Source organism: Streptomyces populi, assembly GCF_002911015.1.
Lineage (GTDB): Bacteria > Actinomycetota > Actinomycetes > Streptomycetales > Streptomycetaceae > Streptomyces > Streptomyces populi.
In genome coordinates this window covers 19,020-38,744 of the sequence record NZ_KZ626870.1, presented here as the reverse complement: position 1 = coordinate 38,744, position 19,725 = coordinate 19,020, and the positions used below count along the sequence as shown (strand labels likewise).

Here is a 19,725-nt window from a genome sequence, read left to right as displayed (position 1 = left end):
GCCGTTTCCGTCCGATCACGCGGAGGGGGTCGTCTCCGGCTCGATCAGGCCCTCGCGGTAGGCGATGGCCACGGCCTCGGTGCGGCTCGCGGCGCCCAGCTTGGCGAGGATGTTGGAGACGTGGACGCTCGCCGTCTTGCCGCTGATGAACAGCTCCTCGCCGATCTGGCGGTTGGTACGGCCCCGGCCGAGCAGCCGCAGCACGTCGCTCTCCCGGGCGGTCAGCGCGGCGATGCGCTCCCCGGCGGCCGGTGCCCCGTCGAGGCGGCCGCGCCGGACGAGCGAGTCCAGGGCCTCGAGCAGCGGCACCGCCCCGAGGCGCACGGCGGTCTCGCGGGCCGCGCGGGCCTGCTCCGCGGCCTCCTCGCGGCGGTCCGCGGCGAGGAGGGCCTCCGCGAGCCGCCTCCTGCACCGGGCCAGTTCGTACGGGTCGCCGTAGCCGAACGCCGTCACGGCCAGGTCCCAGGCCGCGACGTCCGGGCCGGTGCGGGCGCGCAGCCACTCGGCCTCGGCGCGGGCGAGCCAGGCCATGCCCTCGGGCCCCTGCCGGGTGCCGTCCTCGCCCCGGGCTGCCGACCCCCGGGCGAGCTCCACCAGCTCGGCCGCGGTCCGGGCCCAGCGGTCGGCGCCCGCCGGGTCGCCGGACAGCCGGGCCTCCTCGGCCGCGTCCGCGACCGCCGCCAGGGCGAGCGCGGCGAGCCGCACCACGACGTCGGGCCGTCCGGAGCCCGAGGTGTCGGTGAGCGTCCCGACCGCGGTGCGCAGCCGTCGTACGGAGTCCTCGGCGTCGCCCTCGAGCGCGGCCGAGTCGGTCAGCACGATGTTCGCGATGAGCGCCGACATCCAGTCGAAGGGCCGGTCGAGCAGCGCCCGGGCCCCGGCGACGGCCGCGTCGTGCTCGCCGCGGGCCAGCGCCACGTACAGTGCGGGCCCGGTCGCGAACCCGGCCGCCACCGGCAGCAGCTCGGCGTCCTCGGCGGCCGCCCGGGCGCACTCGTCCCAGCGGCCCAGCGTGTACAGCACCAGGGACTGGAGGTAGCGGAGCTCCAGGGCGTACGGCGAGGAGAGGAGTCCGGTGCGGCGGGCCCGGTCCACGCCGTCGCCGAGCCAGGTCAGGCACTCGTCCAGGGCGCCGGATTCGTAGGCGCCGAGGGCCAGGTTGAACAGCGCCCGCATCTCCACCGGGAAGTTCCCGGCGCCGTGGGCCAGTTCACGGGCCCGGCGCAGGCGTTCGCGGCCCTTCGGGGTGCGCCGGTTGTCCGCCTCCATGCCGACCAGGGAGATCGTCAGGTCGGCCTGGGCGTCGGCCAGCCGGAGCTGTTCGGCGGTGGCGAGCGCCTGCCGGGCGACCCGCTCGGCGTCCTCCTCCCGCCCCACGTAGCGGGCCGCCATGACATGGGTCGCCGCCGCCCACACCCAGGTGTACGAGGGCGGCTCGGCGGGGATCATCGCGAGTGCCTCGCTGCTGTAGGCGAACGCGTCCTTCAGGCTGTCGATCCGCATCAGGTTGCCCGCGAGGGTGTACCGGACCCGGGCGGCGAGCTCGGAGTCGGCGTCCGAGCCGGCCCTGGCGAGCGCGTCGCGGGTGAGGTGGACCGCGCGATGGCTCTCCCCGGCGCGGGCGGCGGCCGCCGAGGCGCGCAGGGTGAGGGCGACCGTGCCGCCCTCGGGGCGGGCGCCGGAGTCCACCGCGGGCCACAGTTCGAGCGCGGCCTCCAGATGGCGCAGCTCCTCGGCGGGCGCGCCGACGCGCTGGGCGTGATCGGCCGCTTCGAGGGAGGCGGTGAGCGCGTCGGCCAGGTCGTGGCTCTCGCGCGAGTGGTGGGCGCGCTCCGCCGCGTTCTTCGCCGAACGGGCGGCTCCCGCGAGCAGTCCGGCGAACTGGCCGTGCAGCCGGACCCGTTCACCGGGCAGCAGGTCCGCGTACACGGCCTCCCGGGTGAGCGCGTGACGGAACGAGTACGTCGCGTCGTCCCCGGGCACCAGCAGTTGGTGGCCGACGGCCTCGCGCAGCGCCGACTCCAGCTCCTCCTCGGGGAGTTGTACGGCGCCGCGCAGCAGTTCGTGCTCGACGCGGCGCCCCGCGACGGCCGCCGTGCGCAGCACCTGCTGGGCGGTGTCGGAGAGTTGCTCGATGCGGATGAGGAGGACGTCGGCCAGCCCGCTGGGCATGGCGGGGGAGACGGGGGCCTCGTCACCGGGCAGCGCGGCGAGCAGCTCCTCGGCGTAGAAGGCGTTGCCCTCGGCGCGCTCGACGATGCGGCGGACCGTGACGTCGGAGACCGGGCCGGTGCGCAGCGCGCGCACGAGCCGGGCCACGTCGGCGTCGGCCATCGGCCGCAGCTCCAGCCGGTCGACGGCCGGCAGCCGGATCAGCTCGGCGAGCAGGGGGCGCAACGGGTGGCGGCGGTGCAGGTCGTCCGCGCGGTACGAGGCGAAGACCGCGAGGCGCCGGGCGGGGCCGTCGGGGGAGGGCCGCTGGAGCACGCCCCGGCTGAGCAGGAAGCGGAGCAGGTCGCGGGAGGACTGGTCCGCCCAGTGGAGGTCCTCGAGGACCAGCAGGAGCGGGGTGATGTCGGCCAGGTCGGCGAGGAGGGCCGCGACACCCTCGAAGAGCCGGAGCCGGCCGCCGGGGTCGGGTGCGCCGTGTCCCGGACCGGAGCCGGTCAGCCGGTCCACCGCCGGGTGGGCCGCGAACGCCGGGGCGAGGCGGTCGTCGGCGGCCGCCGCGCCCAGGATCTCCGTGAACGGGAGGTACGGCAGGCCCACGTCGCCGAGGTCCACGCAGTGTCCGGTCAGGACCGTCGTCCCGGCGGCGGTCGCGTGCGCCGCCGCCTCCGTGAGCGTGCGGGTCTTGCCGACACCGGCGTCCCCGGCCACCAGGACCGCGCGCGGCTCGCCGTCCCTGGCGCGCTCCAGCACGCCGGTGAGCCGGGCGAGTTCGTCACCCCGGCCGATGAACGGCGTACCGAATGTCTGTGTCACAGGCCCATCCTGGCACGCTCCGCCGACAACTCCCCGGCGTCGCCGTCCTGATCGGGAGGGGTGGGCCCGGGAGTCGACTCGACGGGCGTCCCCGGGCACGCGGGCCGGAGGACGTCCGCGCGCATGCCGGTGCCGGGCGGGCCGGAGTGCTCCGGCCCGCCCGGCGTCCGGGCGTCAGGGCGGTCCTCCGCCCGGTGGGCGGGTGTCAGTGCTCGGCCGCCGGCGCCTGGAGCGGCTGGGCGGTCCCGGCGTCGAGGGCGTCGCCGTCCTCGCGCACCGTCACCTTGCGCAGGCTCACCGTGGCGAGGACCGCGGCGCCCAGCAGCAGGACCGCGCCGGCGACGGCCGCCGCCTGCATGCCGTGGGTGAACGCCTCCCGCGCGGCGGCGGCCAGTGCCTGTCCGGCATCGCCCGGCAGCTGTCCGGCCACGGCCAGCGCGCCGCCCAGCGTCTCGTGCGCCGCGGCCGGGACGCCGGCCGGGACGTCGTGGCGGTAGACCGCCGTGCCGATGGAGCCCAGGACCGCCATGCCGAGGGCGCCGCCGAACTCGGCGCCGGTCTCCAGCAGGGAGGCGGCGGCGCCCGTGTTGCCGAGGGGGACCGTGCCGAGGGCGAGGTCCATCATCTGGGACATCACGGTGACGATCCCGGAGGCGAGGACACCCGCGCCGGCCAGCACGAGCCACAGCGAGTCGGTGCCGGCGCAGGCCAGCAGTCCGTAGCCGCAGGCGGCGATGACGAACCCGCCGGAGACGACGTGGGCGCGGTGGACGCCCTTCTGCACGAGCTGGGCCGCGACCGGCGCGGCCACACCGACCAGGACGGTGGGGAGCAGGGACCACAGGGCGGCGGCCATGGAGCTCTTGCCGAGCACCGACTGGAGGTACTGGGTGGTGAAGTACGCCGAGCCCATCATGCCGAAGGACGAGACGAGGTTGAGGACGACGGCGGGTGCGAAGCCGCGGCCGCGGAACAGGGCGGGGGAGATGAGCGGGGACTTCGCGGTGCGCTGGCGGTGGACGAACAGGGCGGTGAAGACCAGGCCGACCAGGACCGAGACGACGTACTCGGTCCGCCAGCCCTCGGCCGGGATCTCCTTGACGCCGTAGATCACCGGCAGGACGGCGGCCATCGACAGCGGCACGCTCAGCAGGTCGAACCGGCCCGGCTCGGGGTTCTTCGACTCGGGCAGCAGGATCGGGCCGAGGACCAGCAGCAGCACCATCGCGGGCAGGTTGACCAGGAAGACCGACCCCCACCAGAAGTACTGGACGAGCACACCGCTCATCACCGAGCCGAGGGCGATACCGCCGGTCATGACGCCGGACCACAGACCGATCGCCTTCGTGCGCTGTCCGGGGTCCGTGAACATCGTCCTGATGATCGCCATGGTCGAGGGCATCAGGGTCGCGCCGCCGACGCCGAGGACCGCGCGGGCCGCGATCAGCATCTCGGCGCTGTCGGCGTAGGCGGCGAGCACGGAGGCGGAGCCGAACGCGGCGGCGCCGAACAGGAGCAGCTTGCGGCGCCCGATGCGGTCGCCGAGGGAGCCCATCGTCATCAGCAGCCCGGCGAGCACGAACGCGTAGATGTCGAAGATCCACAGCTGCTGGGTGCCGCTCGGCTCCAGGTCCGCGCTGATCGAGGGGATCGCGAAGTAGAGGACGGAGACGTCCATCGAGACCAGGAGCAGCGGAAGCATCAGGACGCCGAGGGCGGTCCATTCACGGCGGCCGGCCAGAGCGCCGGGGGCGCCGGAGGCGGGAGTCGTGCTCGTCGGGTTCGTCATGCCAGGGACTGTACGCACGTCTTAAACGCTTGTCTAGTACGCTCGTATAAGACGTTCGTTTCACACGCCCGTCCTTGACGGTTGTATGGGACGCTTGTCTGAATCGAGGTAGGGTGGCCGGCATGGGACACCGTGAGGATCTGCTCGAAGGCGCCAAGCGCTGCCTGCTGGAGAAGGGCTTCGCGCGCACCACGGCGCGCGACATCGTCAAGGAGTCGGGGACGAACCTGGCGTCCATCGGCTACCACTACGGCTCGAAGGACGCGCTGCTCGCGCAGGCCTACGTGGAGCTGATCTCCGACATCGGTGAGACGTTCGGCGCGTTCGCGACCACGGACAGCGCGAGCGCGCCCGGCTCCCTGGAACGCTTCCAGGAGGCGTGGGAGAGCATCACCCGCTCCTTCGTCGAGGACCGGGCCATCTGGATGCTCACCTTCGAGGTGATCACCAACACGGACCGGCTGCCCACGGTCCGCGACCATCTGGCGAAGGCCTCGGACGAGGGGCGGCGCGGGCTCGTCCCCATGCTGGCCGGCGGATCGGAGGCCGACGTGGACGACGCCACGATGCGCTCGCTCGGCGGCTTCTACCAGGTCCTGCTCAACGGCCTCAGCGTGCAGTGGCTCTTCGACCCGGACTCGGCGACCGACGCCGCCGAACTCACCGAGGGGCTGCGCCGGGTGATCTCCGGAGCCGCGAAGGCGCAGGGCAGCTAGAGCAGTTGGAGCAGCCAGAGCAACCGGGGCGTCAGTCCGCCGTCGGCGCCGGCCGCTTCGCCGGGCATCCGGCCGGGACCGGGGGAGTGGCCGCCGCCGCGCGGTCCCGCAGGGCCGGGACGAGCGCCGCCGGCATCAGGACGCCCGTGGCGGCGAAGGCCGCCGCGGGGCCCGCTGGCGCCGCCAGGAGGCCGAAGCCGAGGGCGCCGACACCCATGCCGCCGTCGTAGGCGAGGTTCCACAGCGCGCTCACCGTGCCGTAGCCGGAGGCGGGGACCCGTGCGTACATCAGGCTGAGCGTGGCGTTCTGGGCGATGCCGAAGCCGGTTCCGAGGACGGCCACTCCGGTCAGGACGGCGGCGGCGCTCCCCGTGAACGCGGTGATCAGCATGCCGGCGGCCGAGAGCAGCAGACCCGGCAGCACGAGCCCCGCGGGCCCGCGCCGGTCGCCGTACCGGCCCGCCGCCCACCGGGCCGCGGTCGACGCGGCGGGCTGGACGAAGAGGGCCACCGCGACGACCCCGGACGAGCCGGCCGGGACCGCCAGGGGCAGGAACGTGACGATGATGCCGGTCGCCAGGGCCGTGGTCGCGAAGACGACGGCGGGTCGGACCAGGGCACCGGTGCGCAGCGCGGCCACCATTCCGACGGGTTCCCCCGGCGCCCGCTCCCGGCCGGGCAGGCCCGCCACCGACGCCACGGCGGCGAGCGCGGCCACGCCCGCGGCGAGGGCGACCGGGGTGAAGCCCACGCGCCCGGCCAGCCACACGCCCAGCGGCAGCGCGATCAGCGACGGCACACCGGAGACCACGCCCACCAGGGCCAGCCCCTCGCCCCTCCGCCCGGCCGGGATCAGCGAGGCGGTCAGCGCCCCTCCGGCCACCAGCGTGAGGGCGAAGCCGAGACCGCGGACCAGGCAGACCAGCACGATCCAGGCCAGGGAGTGCGACAGGGTCAGGACGAGCGCGGGCGCTCCGAGGAGCACGAGACCGGCGGTCAGCGCCGCCCGGTGGCCGTAGCGTCCGACCAGACGGGGACCGGCCAGTTCACCGAGCACGGTGGACAGCATCAGGGCACCCGTGGCGAAGCCGGCTCCCGACGCCGTCGCGTACGCGGGGACGACCGACAACAGCAGGAAGAAGCTCACCGAGGCTCCGATCATGCTCACGAAGCGGAGCATCAGGGGCCGGGTCAGCAGCGGCGGTCGGCCGACGGACCGCCGCGGAGGCGTCCGGGAGGTCCGGGGCGTCGAGGAAGGCGTCATGGGAACGACGCTAGGTTCCCGGCGGACCCCCGGTAAGCTCCAATTCCATGCCTCCCGAGTGGGCCGGTCTGTCGCCCGAGCTGTTGCTGTCCGTCGACTGGGACAGCGGTGAGCAGCTGCGCGCCCAGCTGGAGCGGCAGCTGCGCGAGGCGATCCGCACGGGCCGGCTCGGCGCCGGGGAGCGCCTGCCCTCCTCCCGCGGACTCGCCCGCGAACTCGGCCTGTCGCGTGGCCTCGTCCAGGACTGCTACGCCCAACTCCAGGCAGAGGGCTACCTGGTGACCCGGACCGGCTCCGCCACCCGGGTCGCGGAGGGGGCGCACGTGCCGCCCGCGCCCGCGTCCCGGGAACGGCCCGCCCCGCGCCTGATCGCCGACTTCCGGCACGGAGTACCGGACTTGGGGAGCTTCCCGCTCGCCGACTGGCTCTGGGCGACCCGTGAGGCGGCCCGCGCGATGCCGACGGCGGACCTCGACTACGGCGATCCGCGCGGGAGCTCGGTGCTGCGCGAGGTACTGGCCGGCTATCTGCGCCGGGTGCGCGCGGCCGCCGCCGACCCCGAGCGGATCGTCGTCTGCTCCGGCTACGCCCAGGGGCTCGGACTGACGCTGCGCGCCCTGGCGCTCGCCGGTGTGCGCGCGGTGGCCTACGAGGACCCGGGCGGACCCGCCACCGCGTCGGCCGCCGTAGGCGTCGCGGGCCTGCGGGCCGTGCCCGTCCCGGTCGACGAGGGCGGCGTCGACGTACGGGCGCTCGACGCGACCGGGGCCCGCGCGGTCATCGTCACCCCGGCCCACCAGTGGCCCACCGGCGTCGTCCTGGCCCCCGAACGCCGGACCGCCCTGATCCGGTGGGCCATGCGGCGGGACGCGTACGTCATCGAGGACGACTACGACGCCGAGTTCCGCTACGACCGGGAGCCGGTGGGTGCCCTCCAGGGGCTGGCCGCCGACCGGGTCGTCTCGATCGGCACCGTCAGCAAGTCGCTCGCCCCGGCCCTGCGCATCGGCTGGATCCTGTGTCCGCCCGCCCTCGCCGCCCCGCTGACGGAGGCCAAGCGCCTCGCCGACCGCGGCTCCCCGGCCCTCGACCAGCTCGCCCTCGCCCGGCTGATCGAGTCCGGGCGCCACGACCGCCATCTGCGCCGGATGCGCACGGTCTACGCGGCCCGGCGCGCGGCCCTGGTCGCCGCGCTGGCCGCGCACGCTCCCGGGGTCCGGCTCACCGGGCTGGCCGCGGGGTTCCACGCGGTCCTGCACCTGGAGCCGGCCGCCGACGAACGGTCCGTGATCGCCGCGGCCCGGGAGCGTCTCGTCGGCCTGTACGGCATGAGCGCGTGCCGCTCGGACGGGGCGGCGACGCCGCCCCGTCTGGTGCTCGGCTTCGGCGCCGTGGGGGAGCGGGCGATCACCGAGGGCGTGGCGGCGGTCGCCGGCCTGCTGACCGACGCGCCCCGCCCACCGCACCCCGGCTGAGCCGGCCCCACCCCTCCGGGGCGGACCCGCCCCCTCGGACCCGTCCCGCCCGGCCGCGGTTGAGCCGGATCAGCCCCTCCCGGGTCTGCCGGGCAGGCCCCGGCCGCCGGATCGCACCCCACAGGCTCCCCGCGCAGGGGCCCGCTAGAGCCGCGCGCCCTTCAGCGCCATGTGCAGCAGCAGCCGGTCCTCGCCGTCGTCCAGGTCGAGGCCGGTGAGCTGCTCCACGCGGGACAGGCGGTAGTAGAGCGTCTGGCGGTGGATGCCCAACTCGGCCGCCGTGCGCCCGGCCTGGCCCGCCCGGTCGAGGAACACCTCGGCCGTGCGCGCGAGTTCGCGGTGGGCGGTGCCCAACAGGGCCTTCACGGCCGGGTCGTGGGCCACGTCCGGCGGCAGGGCGGTGAGGAGCCGGAAGGGGCCGATCGCGTCCCACTCGGCGACCGGACCGAGCCGGGGCTCGGCCAGCACCGCACGCGCGGCCGCGGCGGCCTCGCGCCAGGCGGCCCCCAGCTCCCCGAGTCCTTCCCGGGCCGCGGCGACCCCGGCCGCCGCTCCGGCCGGGGAGGCGGTTCCCGGACCGCCGCCGGGGGCGGTCCCCCCGCCACGGACGCCCGCAGCCTCCCGCACGAACCGGCCGGCCGCCGTCAGGGCCGGGGTCAGGACGTCCGGCGAACGCAGCCGGACCAGCAGGGCCAGGCTCTGGGCGGTGGTGCCCCACGGGATGGTGCACAGCGCGGTCGCCCCCGGCACCGTGCGGGCGGACGGCGCGTCGTCCGGGTCGGCCGAGGGCCAGGGCGCCACGCACACCACCGTGTGCGGTCCCTCGCCGCGCGGGCCGAGCGCCGTACGCAGCTCGGCCACCGCCATGTCCCGCTGCCAGCCCCGCTCGGCGGTCAGGACGGCCCGCAGCTCGCGGGTGAGGTCGGCGCCGGCCTGGGCCTCGTCCGCGAGCAGCGCGCCGATGCGGGAGGCCACCTGCATGGCCCCGGCGAGCTGGGCGTCGGTGGGGCCCGGGTCGTCCTCGAGCAGCCAGACGTAACCGAGGACGACGCCCCGATGGCGTACCGGCAGACAGATCCGTCCCCGGTAGACCCCGGCCTCGGGGGTCGGCGGGATGCGCACGGGCCCGGTCGCGCGGGTGATGCCGAAGCCCTCGAACCAGGTGCGGACCGCGGTGGTGGACCGCCGGGTGAGGATCGAGCGGGTGCGCACGGGGTCCAGGGCGGACGGGTCGAGGTCGCCCTCGCTGTCGTACGCGCCGAAGGCGATCAGCTCGAAATCGCGGTTCTCCAGCGTCGCGGGGACGCCGAGGAGCGCCGAGATCTCGTCGACCAGCTCCTGATAGTCGCCTCTGTGTTCACCGCTCACGCCCGTATTCTCGCGCATTTCCGCGAGGCCTTCATACATATGTCTGAGATCTGGGGCAGGGATGCGTGACAGCTGTCGATGGCCCACGATCGGAGATATCCCTAGGTTTCACGGTGGTTCTCCGTGCCGTACCCGAAACGTCGGGATTCGGCCTCCTGCTGATCTCGTTGTGGAGGTGCCCCGTGCTGGGTCCCGTGATTCTCGCCGCCTCGCGCAGCGACAAGATGCGCCGTCTGATCTCGGCCGCCCCGGTGACCAAGCCGGTCGTCGACCGCTTCATCCCCGGTGAGACCGTCGACCAGGTCGTCCCGATCATCGAGGACCTCACGGGCAAGGGCCTCGAGGTCACGATGGACGTCGTCGGCGAGGACATCACGACCCCCGAGCAGTCCTACGCCGCCCGTGACGCCTACCTGGAGCTGATCGGCCGCCTGAAGGAGCTCGGCCTCGGCACGAAGGCCGAGATGTCGGTCAAGCTGTCGATGTTCGGCCAGGCCCTGGAGGGCGGCCACGAGCTCGCCCTGGCCAACGTCCGTCCGGTCGTCGAGGCCGCCGCCGCCATCGGCACCACCGTCACGCTGGACGCCGAGGACCACACCACCCTCGACTCGATGTTCGCCATCCACGAGGAGCTGCGGAAGGACTTCCCGGGGACCGGCTGTGTGATCCAGGCGTACCTGTTCCGCACCGAGGCCGACGCCCGCCGCCTCGCCGAGAGCGGCAGCCGCGTCCGTCTGGTGAAGGGCGCCTACAAGGAGCCCGCCGAGGTCGCGTACCAGCAGAAGTCCGAGACCGACAAGGCGTACGTCCGCATCCTGAAGATCCTGATGGAGGGCGAGGGCTACCCGATGATCGGGTCCCACGACCCGCGCCTCATCTCCATCGCGCAGGAGCTGGCGCGCAAGGCCGGGCGCAAGCTGGACGAGTACGAGTTCCAGATGCTGTACGGCATCCGCAGCGACGAGCACGTGCGGCTCGCCGCCGAGGGCCACCGCATGCGCGTCTACACCGCGTACGGCACCGACTGGTACGGCTACTTCATGCGCCGCCTGGCGGAGAAGCCGGCCAACCTGCTCTTCTTCGCGCGCTCGATCCTCACCAAGGGCTGAGACCGAACCACCCGCTCGACTCAAGGAGTTACGGAAACCATGGACGCTGTGACCCAGGTCCCCACCCCCGTCAACGAGCCGGTGCACGGCTACGCCCCCGGTTCGCCCGAGCGTGCCCGCCTGGAGGTCAAGCTCAAGGAGCTGGCCGAGAACCCGATCGACCTGCCGATGACCATCGGCGGCGAGAAGCGCATGGGCGGCGGCGAGCGTTTCGACGTCGTGCAGCCGCACAACCACAAGGCGCGCATCGGCACCTACGCCAACGCCACCCAGCAGGACGCCCAGGACGCCGTCGACGCGGCCCTCGCCGCCGCCCCCGCCTGGCGCGCGATGTCCTTCGACGACCGCGCGGCGATCATCCTGCGCGCCGCCGAGCTGCTGGCCGGCCCCTGGCGCGAGACGCTGGCCGCCTCCACCATGCTCGGCCAGTCGAAGACCGCCCAGCAGGCCGAGATCGACACCCCCTGCGAGCTCGTCGACTTCTGGCGCTTCAACGTCCACTACGCCCGCCAGATCCTCGCCGAGCAGCCCCCGGCGAACTCCCCGGGCGTGTGGAACCGCATGGACCACCGCCCGCTGGAGGGCTTCGTCTACGCGATCACGCCGTTCAACTTCACGGCGATCGCGGGCAACCTGCCCACCGCCCCGGCGCTCATGGGCAACGTCGTCGTGTGGAAGCCGTCCCCGACGCAGACCCACGCCGCCGTGCTGCTGATGCAGCTCCTGGAGGAGGCGGGCCTGCCCAAGGGCGTCATCAACCTCGTCACCGGTGACGGCATCGAGGTCTCCAAGGTGGCGCTGGTCCACCGCGACCTGGCCGGCATCCACTTCACCGGCTCGACCAAGACCTTCCAGTACCTGTGGAAGACGGTCGGCAACAACATCGAGAAGTACCGCTCCTACCCGCGCCTGGTCGGCGAGACCGGCGGCAAGGACTTCGTCGTCGCCCACCCGTCGGCGGACCGCGCGGTCCTCAAGACCGCCCTGACCCGCGGTTCCTTCGAGTACCAGGGCCAGAAGTGCTCGGCGAGCTCCCGCGCCTACGTCCCGGCCTCCATCTGGAACTCCGGTTTCAAGGAGGAGTTCGCGGCCGAGGTCGACTACCTGACCATGGGTGACGTCACCGACCTGTCGAACTTCATCGGCGCGGTCATCGACGAGCGCTCGTTCGCCAAGAACAAGGCGGCCATCGACCGCGCGAAGGCCGATCCGACCTGCACGATCGTCGCGGGCGGCTCGTACGACGACTCCGTCGGCTACTTCGTGCGCCCGACCGTCGTCGAGTGCACGGACCCGGAGAACGAGGTCTTCACGACCGAGTACTTCGGCCCGTTCCTCGCCGTGTACGTCTACGAGGACGACAAGTACGACGAGATGCTGACCCAGATGGAGTCGGCGTCCGACTACGCGCTCACCGGCTCGGTCATCTCCGGTGACCGCGCGGCGGCCGCGTACACGATGGAGAAGCTCCGCTACGCGGCGGGCAACTTCTACATCAACGACAAGTCGACCGGCGCCGTCGTCGGCCAGCAGCCCTTCGGCGGCGGCCGCGCCTCCGGCACCAACGACAAGGCCGGCGCCCCGCAGAACCTGATGCGCTGGACGCTGACCCGCGCCATCAAGGAGACGCTGGTCCCGCCGACCGACTACGGCTACCCGCACATGGGCTGACAGCCGAACGAGGCCGCCGGTCCCCGCACCGGCGGCCCGTCACCCGCTCCGCCCCCGCCCCACGGTCTCCCCCGGCCGTGGAGCGGGGGCGGTTCCACGTTCCCGGCCCGCACGGACGGGCGCGGCGCTATCCGGGGAGCTCCGTCCGCTCCCACCACTCGTACACGGGCAGCGTGCCCTCCGACGAGTCCGCGTGACGCGAGGTCGGCCTGAAGTGTTCGTATCCACCGCGGAACTCGATCTTCACGTCCGATCCGGGGTCCGGGGCGGGGACGATCCGTTCGGGCAGGTCTTCCGGTCCGCCTTCGAGCAGTGCTCTGGTCGTGTCGCTCATGACGTGACCGTTCCCTGCGCCGGAGCCCGATGTGGCACGCCGCGCGGAGGATCAGTCGTGCGGGTGATCCGCCTCCCCGTCGCCGGCCGTCAGATCCGGCCGAGGAAGTCCCGGATCAGGGCCGCGATCTGGGCCGCGTGCGTCTCCAGGGCGAAGTGCCCGGTGGGGAGCAGATGGATCTCGGCGTCCGGGAGGTCGCGGCGGAAGGCGAGGGCGCCCTCGGGGACGAAGATCTCGTCGCCGCCGCCCCAGACGGCCAGGAGCGGGACCCGGCTGGTGCGGAAGTACTCCTGGAACGCCGGGTAGAGCGCGATGTTGGAGCCGTAGTCGGAGATCAGGTCGAGCTGGATCTCGCCCTGCCCCGGACGGGCCATCAGGGCCGCGTCGTGCTCGTAGGCGTCGGGGCTGACCAGGGTCGGGTCCGCCACGCCGGTCAGGTACTGCCACCGGATCCCGTCCGGGCTGCTGATCGCCCGGACCGGGGCCTCCGTCTCGGGGGTGCGCTCCGCGATCAGCGCCAGCACCGGTGCCCAGGCGTCGGCGCCCAGCCCTTCCTCGTACGCGTTGCCGTTCTGCGTGACGATCGCGGTCACCCGCTCGGGGTGGGCGAGCGCCAGGCGCAGGCCGATCGGGGCGCCGTAGTCCTGGATGTAGAGCGCGTACTCCTTCAGGCCGAGCTGCTCCGTGAACCGCCCGGTGATCTCGGCGAGCCGGTCGAAGGAGTACGGGAAGTCCCCGGCGGCCGGGGCGTCCGAGCGGCCGAAACCGAGGTGGTCGGGGGCGATCAGGTGGTAGCGGTCGGCGAGCAGCGGCAGCAGGTCCCGGAACATGTGCGAGCTGCTCGGGAAGCCGTGCAGCAGGAGCAGGACGGGCGCGTCCGCGGGGCCCGCCTCGCGGTAGGCGATCACGTGGCCGTCGACGGTGGTGGTGCGGTGGTGGACCGGGTGGCTGCTCATGATCGGATCCCCTAACCCCTGAAAGCCTTCTTGGTGGTGAGAACAGTTCAGCATGCTCACGCCTAACTGGTCAAGATGTTTTTGGGGGTTAGAAGAGTGAAGGGGGTCTCTCGTCGTGCGCCGGCCGCGTGGAGGGGGGCGGCGCGCCTGTGAGAGGGCATCGCGTCCCGGACGAAATCCCAGGTCGCGGCCGTGTGACGCAATCCGCCGTCTCAGATAGTAGGAAGTCCGAGTAATTGTGGAGACAGATGGCCGGTCCTCGCCTAGCTTGGTAGGAGCCGAACGTCTCGCTCGACCAAGCGAATGGCGGTCGTGAGCCGGAGCCCCTGGCAGGCAACCCCTGCGGCACCGCTCCCCGCCCCTTCCGGCGTCTCGTAAATCCCTCACCGCACTTCCGGCCGCCCGTTCGGGCGCCACCGGGGGCAAGGAGTCGATTCATCATGGCCGAGACGACCGTCCGCCGAGTCCGTCACCTCTCTCGCACGAGCAGCGAGTCCGACCGCAAGAACGCCGCCGCCGCGCTCCAGCGCGCCCTCGACCGCAGGGACAACGGCGGAGCGACGGGCCACTGAGGCCCGCCGCCCTCCGAACCGGGAGCCGCACCCCGGGGGTGCGGCGCGGGGCGGTGCCCCGCGCCGCACCTCGGCCCCCGGCACCGGCCGCCGCGCGCTGTCGCGGTGTTCAGGTCCCGCGCCGTACCTCGAAGTGGTCGATGCGCTCGCCGCTCTGGGCCAGCGCCGACACCTTGAGCCGGGGCGAGGGACCCGCCTGCGCCTCCACCGAGAGGAAGGAGAAGCCGGTGTACCGGACCCGTGACCACTCCACGGTGTCCGCCTTCTTCCGACTCGACTTCGTCCAGTGGAAGGTCTCGACGGCCTCGTGCCGCGTGGCCTTGCCCTCGTGGCTGTCCTCGACCCCGTCGGGGAAGCTGTAGAGGCTCTTGCCCGCCCCGCCGGCCGTGACGTAGACGATCCCGTCCCGGGTCGGATCGGTCGAGGCGCCCACCGGCACCTGCCGGCCCACCTTGCCGCCCTTGATGGCGTCGGTGCGCTCGTACACGTGGTTGTGCCCGTTGATCACCAGGTCCACCTGGTGCTTGGCGAACAGCGGTACCCAGGCGTCGCGCACCCCTCCGTCGGAGGCGTGCGTCGACGTCGAGTAGGCGCAGTGGTGGAAGAAGACGACCACGAAGTCGACCTGCTCGCGCAGCTCCCCGAGCCGTTTGTCGAGCCAGGCCGTCTGCCTGCCCTCCGAGTAGCCCTTGTTGGCGGGGATCTCGTACGACACGTCGTTGGCGTCCAGCGCGACGACGCCGACGTTGCCGTAGACGAACGAGTAGGCGCCGGGCGCGTGCCGGGGGTCGAAGCCGTTGCCGGGGAGCGTCCAGCGCGCCGACTGGCCTCCGTAGCCGTTCGGCGAGTACCAGGCCTCCATGTCGTGGTTGCCGGTCGTCACCATCCACGGAACGGTCCTCGCGACCGTCTCGGTCTGCTTGAGGAACAGGTCCCAGGCGGCCGGGTCGTAGATGTCCGACTTCTGGCCGTGCCCGGTCCCGTCCGCGTAGCAGATGTCGCCCGCGTGCAGATGGAAGGCGGGACCGCGGCCGAGGAGCACCTTGTCGTTCGCCAGCGCGTCGGGGGTGACGCCCTGGTCGCCGAAGGCGGTGAACACGAACTTCTCGGGGTGCGCGGGCGCCGTGCGGAAATGGCCGATCGTGGAGTGCCGCTCCCCGCTCGCCGGGTCGAAGCCCTCGTGGCCGACGCCGTAGTAGTACGTCGTCCCCGGGTGCAGCCCGTCGAGCGCCGCGTGCAGGTAGTACTGGTCGAGGGCCGCCCGCTGCCCGGCGAGGCCGGGGGTGTGCAGATGGCGGACCTCGGCCTCGATCCGGCGGCTGAGGGTCCAGGGTGTCGGGCCCACCCGGATGTACGGCTTCCTGACCGCGAACGGCACCTGCCAGGAGATCCGCATCTGGGACTTCGGGTTCGCGCCGAAGGCGAGGTGGCGGCCGAACGGGACGACGGCGGCGCCGGGCACGCGGCTGGTGGCCGGGCTCGGCGAGGAGCCGGACGCCGTCCGGGAGGGGCCCCGGGTGCCCTGGGCGCAGCCGGCCAGCAGTCCGCCGCCCGCGAAGGCGCTCGCCGCCACGAGGGCCCGGCGCCGGGTGAGGCGTGTCCTCAGGTACTCGTACTGCTCCGCCATGCTCATGCCGCGCGCGAGCTCGTACGGGATGCCGACGTCGGGGACGGGGGACTCGGGGGAGGTCCCCGGGGAGGGAGCGGTCATGTCTGGAAAGTTCCCAGCCCGCACCAACGGCGTTCATACGTACGGGTGAACGTGGGTCGAAGGGTGGACGTGGCGCGACACCATATTGTCCGTATGGCGGACATCGTGTGTCATTCCATGGGACAAGGAGTACGGTGCCGTCATGTCTCGCAGCATCGATCTCGCAGTGATCCCCGGTGACGGCATCGGCCAGGAAGTCGTGGCCCAGGGGCTCAAAGTCCTCTCCGCCGTCCTCCCGCAGGACGTGAAGCTGGAGACCAAGGAGTTCGACTTCGGCGCCCGGCGCTACCACGCCACCGGTGAGACCCTCACCGACGCCGACCTCGAAGCCCTGAAGGGGCACGACGCCATCCTGCTCGGCGCGATCGGCGACCCCTCGGTCCCGTCCGGCGTCCTGGAGCGCGGCTTCCTGCTCAAACTCCGCTTCGCCTTCGACCACCACGTGAACCTGCGTCCCTCGAAGCTCCTGCCGGGCGTCGCCACGCCGCTGGCCGGTCAGCCCGAGATCGACTTCGTCGTCGTCCGCGAGGGAACCGAGGGCCCGTACACCGGCAACGGCGGCACCATCCGCAAGGGCACCGAGCACGAGGTCGCCACCGAGGTCTCCGTCAACACGGCCTTCGGTGTCGAGCGCGTCGTCCGTGACGCCTTCGCCCGCGCCCAGGCCCGCCCGCGCAAGAAGCTGACGCTGGTCCACAAGAACAACGTGCTGACCTTCGCGGGCCACCTGTGGACGAACATCTTCAACAAGGTGGCCGAGGAGTTCCCCGAGGTCACCACCGACTACATCCACGTGGACGCGGCGACGATCTTCCTCGTCACCCAGCCCGAGCGCTTCGACGTGATCGTCACCGACAACCTCTTCGGCGACATCATCACCGACCTGGCCGCGGCCGTCTCCGGCGGCATCGGCGTCGCCGCCTCCGGCAACATCAACCCCAGCGGCGAGTTCCCCTCGATGTTCGAGCCCGTGCACGGCTCGGCGCCCGACATCGCGGGCCAGGGCAAGGCCGACCCCAGCGCCACCGTCCTGTCCGTCGCCCTGCTGCTGCGCCACCTCGGCTACGAGGCCGAGGCCGCCCGGATCGAGGAGGCCGTCTCCGCCGACCTCGCCGAGCGGGTCGGCAAGCCCGCCCGCAGCACCGAGGAGATCGGCGACGCGCTCGCCCTGCGTGTAGCCGGCTGACCCGGCGCACCACCCACGTTCCGTGACAGCCGCCGGGTCGCATCCGCACCCGGCGGCTTTCGCCGTTCCCTCGCCGGGTGCCACCATCAATCCCCTGGGTCATTCCCTGGGCCGTATTCACACCGTTTCGTCCACGGTCCTCCGCGCGCGATAATCGAAGGCGGAGCCGCGGAACGAGGGAATGCTCGGACGTCCTAGCACTGGCCACGGACGGTCCGGGTGTGAGCGCGGCCCGTCACATACAACCGGTGAAGGACAAAACCACTCATGACGCAGCCCACGATCGAGCTCAAGCCCTCCGCCAGTCCGCTCGCCGCCGCCGAGCGCGAGGCGATCCTGGCCAACCCGGGATTCGGCCGCCACTTCACCGATCACATGGTGACCATCAAGTGGACCGAGGGCCGCGGCTGGCACGACGGCCAGCTCGTTCCGTACGGACCGCTCTCCCTCGACCCGGCGAACATGACCCTGCACTACGCGCAGGAGATCTTCGAGGGCCTCAAGGCCTACCGCCGGCCCGACGGCTCCGTCGCGACCTTCCGCCCCGACAAGAACGCCAAGCGCTTCCAGGCCTCCGCCCGTCGGCTCGGTATGCCCGAGCTGCCCGTGGAGACCTTCATCGAGGCCTGTGACGCGCTGGTCCGCCAGGACCGCGACTGGGTTCCCGCGCACGGCGGCGAGGAGTCCCTGTACCTGCGTCCCTTCATGATCGCGACCGAGGTCGGTCTCGGCGTGAAGCCCGCCAACGAGTACCTCTTCCTCGTCATCGCCTCGCCCGCCGGCGCCTACTTCGCGGGCGGCGTGAAGCCCGTGAGGATCTGGCTCTCCGAGGACCGCGTCCGCGCCGTCCCCGGCGGCATGGGCGACGCGAAGACGGGCGGCAACTACGCCGCCTCGCTGCTCGCGCAGAAGGAGGCCGCCGCCAAGGGCTGCGACCAGGTCTGCTACCTCGACGCGGTCGAGCACAAGTGGATCGAGGAACTCGGCGGCATGAACCTGTACTTCGTGTACGGCGACCGGATCGTCACCCCGTCCCTCACCGGCTCGATCCTGGAGGGCGTCACCCGCGACTCCCTGCTGACCGTCGCCCGCGACCTCGGCTACACCGCCGAGGAGGGCCGCGTCTCCATCGACCAGTGGCAGACCGACGCCGAGAACGGCACCCTCACCGAGGTCTTCGCCTGCGGCACGGCCGCCGTCATCACCCCCGTCGGCACGGTCAAGCGCGAGGGCACCGAGTGGCTCCAGTCCGGCGGCGAGCCCGGCAAGGTCACCCTCCGCCTGCGCGAGGCCCTGCTCGACATCCAGCGCGGCGTCACGGAGGACAAGCACGGCTGGATGCACCCCCTGGGCTGATCCCTCCCGCACCCCTGGCCGGTCCCCGCATCCCGACAGGGTTGCGGGGACCGGCTGTTCGTTCGACGCGTAGGGCCCCGGAGGCGCGGGTATCCACTCAGTCCACGGGGGGAGCGTGTCCTCCTGTGCGCCCGCACGGCCACGGGAGGGAGCGCAGGTGAGCGCAAGGTCGCCGCTGGCACGGCCGCGTCGGCTGTTACGGGCCCTGCGCACCCCGCGGCGCCCCCAGAGCCTCACGGTCCTCGGCCTGCTCGCCGCCGTCGCCGCCCTGCTGCTCTGGAGCAGCAGCCGGATGGACAACTACGGGGAGAACCTGACCCTCAACCTCGGCACCGACATCGTCGGCGTCGTCGTCACCGTCTTCGTGATCGGCCCGCTGATCAGCCGTGCCCAGGAGGGCCGCGTCCGCGAGCACACCCGGCTGGACTACGAATGGTTCAGCGCCCAGGTCCACGGCGCCACCTCGAACGTCAAGGTGCTCGACACCTTCTCCAGCGTCTTCGGCCCGCAGTTCTCCGAGCGGCTCTTCCGCGGCGTCAAGGCGGCCACCGGGCACGGCGCCCGCGTCCAGATCCTGCTCCTGGACCCGGACTCCCTGGCCGTCATCCTGCGCGGCCGTGAACTGGGCGAGCGGAGCGCCGACATCCGCCGCGACATCATGCGCAACCTGCGCACCCTGGACCGCTTCGCGCAGCGGCTGGACGAGGAGTCCCGTCACCTCCTCGAAGTGCGCCTGTGTTCCACGTCCCCCGGGGTGACCCTCTACCGCTGGGACGACCGTTCCCTCGTCTCGTTCCTCACCGTCGGCCGGCTCTCCGGCGAGGGCGTCCAGCTCGAAGTGGCCGTCCGCTCCCCGCTCGGCACCTTCGTCGAGCAGCGCTTCGACGAGCTGTGGCAGCAGAGCAAGCCCATGGAGGAGTTCACCCATCTGCCGCTGACCCTGGTCGACGCGACCGACGGGCGCAGGGCGTTCAGCTGCCGCTTCGTCCGTGCGGACGACGCCCTGTACGTCGCCGGGCACGACCTCGTGTCGTACATGGCACGCCACCGGCTGGACCAACTGTCGGCGCACAGCGACGCCTTGAGCGCCCCCGGCGCACACGAACTCGTCGTGGTCGACGACGAAAGCGAGCTGCACGCCTTACTCATCCAGCACTTCACGGAGAAGTACGATGCGACGGCGACGGCTTTCGTCGAACTGCGGCCTACGGCGCCGTTGACGGAATAGAGGCT

The 19,725-nt window shown here is 72.7% G+C and carries 15 protein-coding genes; 8 read left to right on the top strand and 7 right to left on the bottom strand.

The window, feature by feature from the left end:
- Positions 1-15: 15 nt before the first annotated feature.
- The gene (locus tag CW362_RS17860) at positions 16-2,985 is read right to left on the bottom strand and encodes an ATP-binding protein (protein WP_103550486.1); all 2,970 of its coding nucleotides are present in this window, start codon (positions 2,983-2,985) and stop codon (positions 16-18) included.
- A 205-nt stretch (positions 2,986-3,190) separates the two neighbouring features.
- Complete coding sequence (locus CW362_RS17855) at positions 3,191-4,774, bottom strand: MFS transporter (protein WP_103550485.1); 1,584 nt, start codon at positions 4,772-4,774, stop codon at positions 3,191-3,193.
- 122 nt (positions 4,775-4,896) lie between these two features.
- Between CW362_RS17855 and CW362_RS17850 the strand changes: the two genes are divergently transcribed.
- Complete coding sequence (locus CW362_RS17850; RefSeq protein WP_103550484.1) at positions 4,897-5,490, top strand: TetR/AcrR family transcriptional regulator; 594 nt, start codon at positions 4,897-4,899, stop codon at positions 5,488-5,490.
- 31 nt (positions 5,491-5,521) lie between these two features.
- Here CW362_RS17850 and CW362_RS17845 read toward each other — a convergent pair whose 3' ends face one another.
- Positions 5,522-6,652 (bottom strand): MFS transporter, encoded by a 1,131-nt coding sequence (locus CW362_RS17845; protein WP_240657852.1) that lies wholly within the window; start codon positions 6,650-6,652, stop codon positions 5,522-5,524.
- 149 nt (positions 6,653-6,801) lie between these two features.
- Between CW362_RS17845 and pdxR the strand changes: the two genes are divergently transcribed.
- The gene (gene pdxR, locus CW362_RS17840) at positions 6,802-8,229 is read left to right on the top strand and encodes a MocR-like pyridoxine biosynthesis transcription factor PdxR (protein WP_103550482.1); all 1,428 of its coding nucleotides are present in this window, start codon (positions 6,802-6,804) and stop codon (positions 8,227-8,229) included.
- Positions 8,230-8,373: 144 nt separating this feature from the next.
- Here the strand turns inward: pdxR and CW362_RS17835 are convergent, their stop codons facing one another.
- Entirely contained in the window at positions 8,374-9,636 is a 1,263-nt protein-coding gene (locus CW362_RS17835; protein WP_376453726.1) for a PucR family transcriptional regulator, read from the bottom strand.
- A 143-nt stretch (positions 9,637-9,779) separates the two neighbouring features.
- Here CW362_RS17835 and CW362_RS17830 point away from each other — a divergent pair, with 143 nt between their 5' ends.
- Both CW362_RS17830 and pruA read left to right on the top strand, forming a co-directional pair.
- Entirely contained in the window at positions 9,780-10,706 is a 927-nt protein-coding gene (locus CW362_RS17830; RefSeq protein ID WP_103550480.1) for a proline dehydrogenase family protein, read from the top strand.
- Between the two features lie 39 nt (positions 10,707-10,745).
- Complete coding sequence (gene pruA, locus CW362_RS17825) at positions 10,746-12,377, top strand: L-glutamate gamma-semialdehyde dehydrogenase (RefSeq protein WP_103550479.1); 1,632 nt, start codon at positions 10,746-10,748, stop codon at positions 12,375-12,377.
- 127 nt (positions 12,378-12,504) lie between these two features.
- Here pruA and CW362_RS17820 read toward each other — a convergent pair whose 3' ends face one another.
- Positions 12,505-12,711, bottom strand: a complete 207-nt coding sequence (locus tag CW362_RS17820; RefSeq protein WP_103550478.1) for a DUF5988 family protein — start codon at positions 12,709-12,711, stop codon at positions 12,505-12,507.
- A gap of 89 nt (positions 12,712-12,800) precedes the next feature.
- Positions 12,801-13,667: an alpha/beta fold hydrolase gene (locus CW362_RS17815; RefSeq protein ID WP_103550477.1), complete on the bottom strand. Its 867-nt coding sequence runs from the start codon at positions 13,665-13,667 to the stop codon at positions 12,801-12,803.
- Positions 13,668-14,107: 440 nt separating this feature from the next.
- On the opposite strand from CW362_RS17815, the gene CW362_RS45300 reads away from it, so the two are divergent.
- Positions 14,108-14,239, top strand: coding sequence for a hypothetical protein (locus tag CW362_RS45300; RefSeq protein ID WP_103550476.1), 132 nt, complete (start codon positions 14,108-14,110; stop codon positions 14,237-14,239).
- A gap of 109 nt (positions 14,240-14,348) precedes the next feature.
- On the opposite strand, the gene CW362_RS17805 is transcribed toward CW362_RS45300, so the two are convergent.
- On the bottom strand, positions 14,349-15,950 hold the full coding sequence (locus CW362_RS17805; protein ID WP_103550475.1) for a purple acid phosphatase family protein: 1,602 nt from the start codon (positions 15,948-15,950) through the stop codon (positions 14,349-14,351).
- 142 nt (positions 15,951-16,092) lie between these two features.
- Here CW362_RS17805 and CW362_RS17800 point away from each other — a divergent pair, with 142 nt between their 5' ends.
- From CW362_RS17800 to CW362_RS17790, 3 genes are all read left to right on the top strand, one after another.
- Positions 16,093-17,136: a 3-isopropylmalate dehydrogenase gene (locus tag CW362_RS17800; RefSeq protein WP_103550474.1), complete on the top strand. Its 1,044-nt coding sequence runs from the start codon at positions 16,093-16,095 to the stop codon at positions 17,134-17,136.
- Positions 17,137-17,403: 267 nt separating this feature from the next.
- Positions 17,404-18,492, top strand: a complete 1,089-nt coding sequence (locus tag CW362_RS17795) for a branched-chain amino acid aminotransferase (protein WP_103550473.1) — start codon at positions 17,404-17,406, stop codon at positions 18,490-18,492.
- 157 nt (positions 18,493-18,649) lie between these two features.
- Positions 18,650-19,720: a hypothetical protein gene (locus CW362_RS17790; protein WP_103550472.1), complete on the top strand. Its 1,071-nt coding sequence runs from the start codon at positions 18,650-18,652 to the stop codon at positions 19,718-19,720.
- The last annotated feature ends 5 nt before the right edge of the window (positions 19,721-19,725 follow it).

Bases quoted from the DNA above. Each gene is read 5' to 3' on its own strand.
- CW362_RS17855 (WP_103550485.1), bottom strand. From the start codon at position 4,774: ATGACGAACCCGACGAGCACGACTCCCGCCTCCGGCGCCCCCGGCGCT.
- CW362_RS17795 (WP_103550473.1), top strand. From the start codon at position 17,404: ATGACGCAGCCCACGATCGAGCTCAAGCCCTCCGCCAGTCCGCTCGCC.
- CW362_RS17800 (WP_103550474.1), top strand. From the start codon at position 16,093: ATGTCTCGCAGCATCGATCTCGCAGTGATCCCCGGTGACGGCATCGGC.
- CW362_RS45300 (WP_103550476.1), top strand. From the start codon at position 14,108: ATGGCCGAGACGACCGTCCGCCGAGTCCGTCACCTCTCTCGCACGAGC.
- CW362_RS17850 (WP_103550484.1), top strand. From the start codon at position 4,897: ATGGGACACCGTGAGGATCTGCTCGAAGGCGCCAAGCGCTGCCTGCTG.
- CW362_RS17835 (WP_376453726.1), bottom strand. From the start codon at position 9,636: ATGTATGAAGGCCTCGCGGAAATGCGCGAGAATACGGGCGTGAGCGGT.
- CW362_RS17820 (WP_103550478.1), bottom strand. From the start codon at position 12,711: ATGAGCGACACGACCAGAGCACTGCTCGAAGGCGGACCGGAAGACCTG.
- pdxR (WP_103550482.1), top strand. From the start codon at position 6,802: ATGCCTCCCGAGTGGGCCGGTCTGTCGCCCGAGCTGTTGCTGTCCGTC.
- pruA (WP_103550479.1), top strand. From the start codon at position 10,746: ATGGACGCTGTGACCCAGGTCCCCACCCCCGTCAACGAGCCGGTGCAC.
- CW362_RS17815 (WP_103550477.1), bottom strand. From the start codon at position 13,667: ATGAGCAGCCACCCGGTCCACCACCGCACCACCACCGTCGACGGCCAC.
- CW362_RS17805 (WP_103550475.1), bottom strand. From the start codon at position 15,950: ATGACCGCTCCCTCCCCGGGGACCTCCCCCGAGTCCCCCGTCCCCGAC.
- CW362_RS17845 (WP_240657852.1), bottom strand. From the start codon at position 6,652: ATGATCGGAGCCTCGGTGAGCTTCTTCCTGCTGTTGTCGGTCGTCCCC.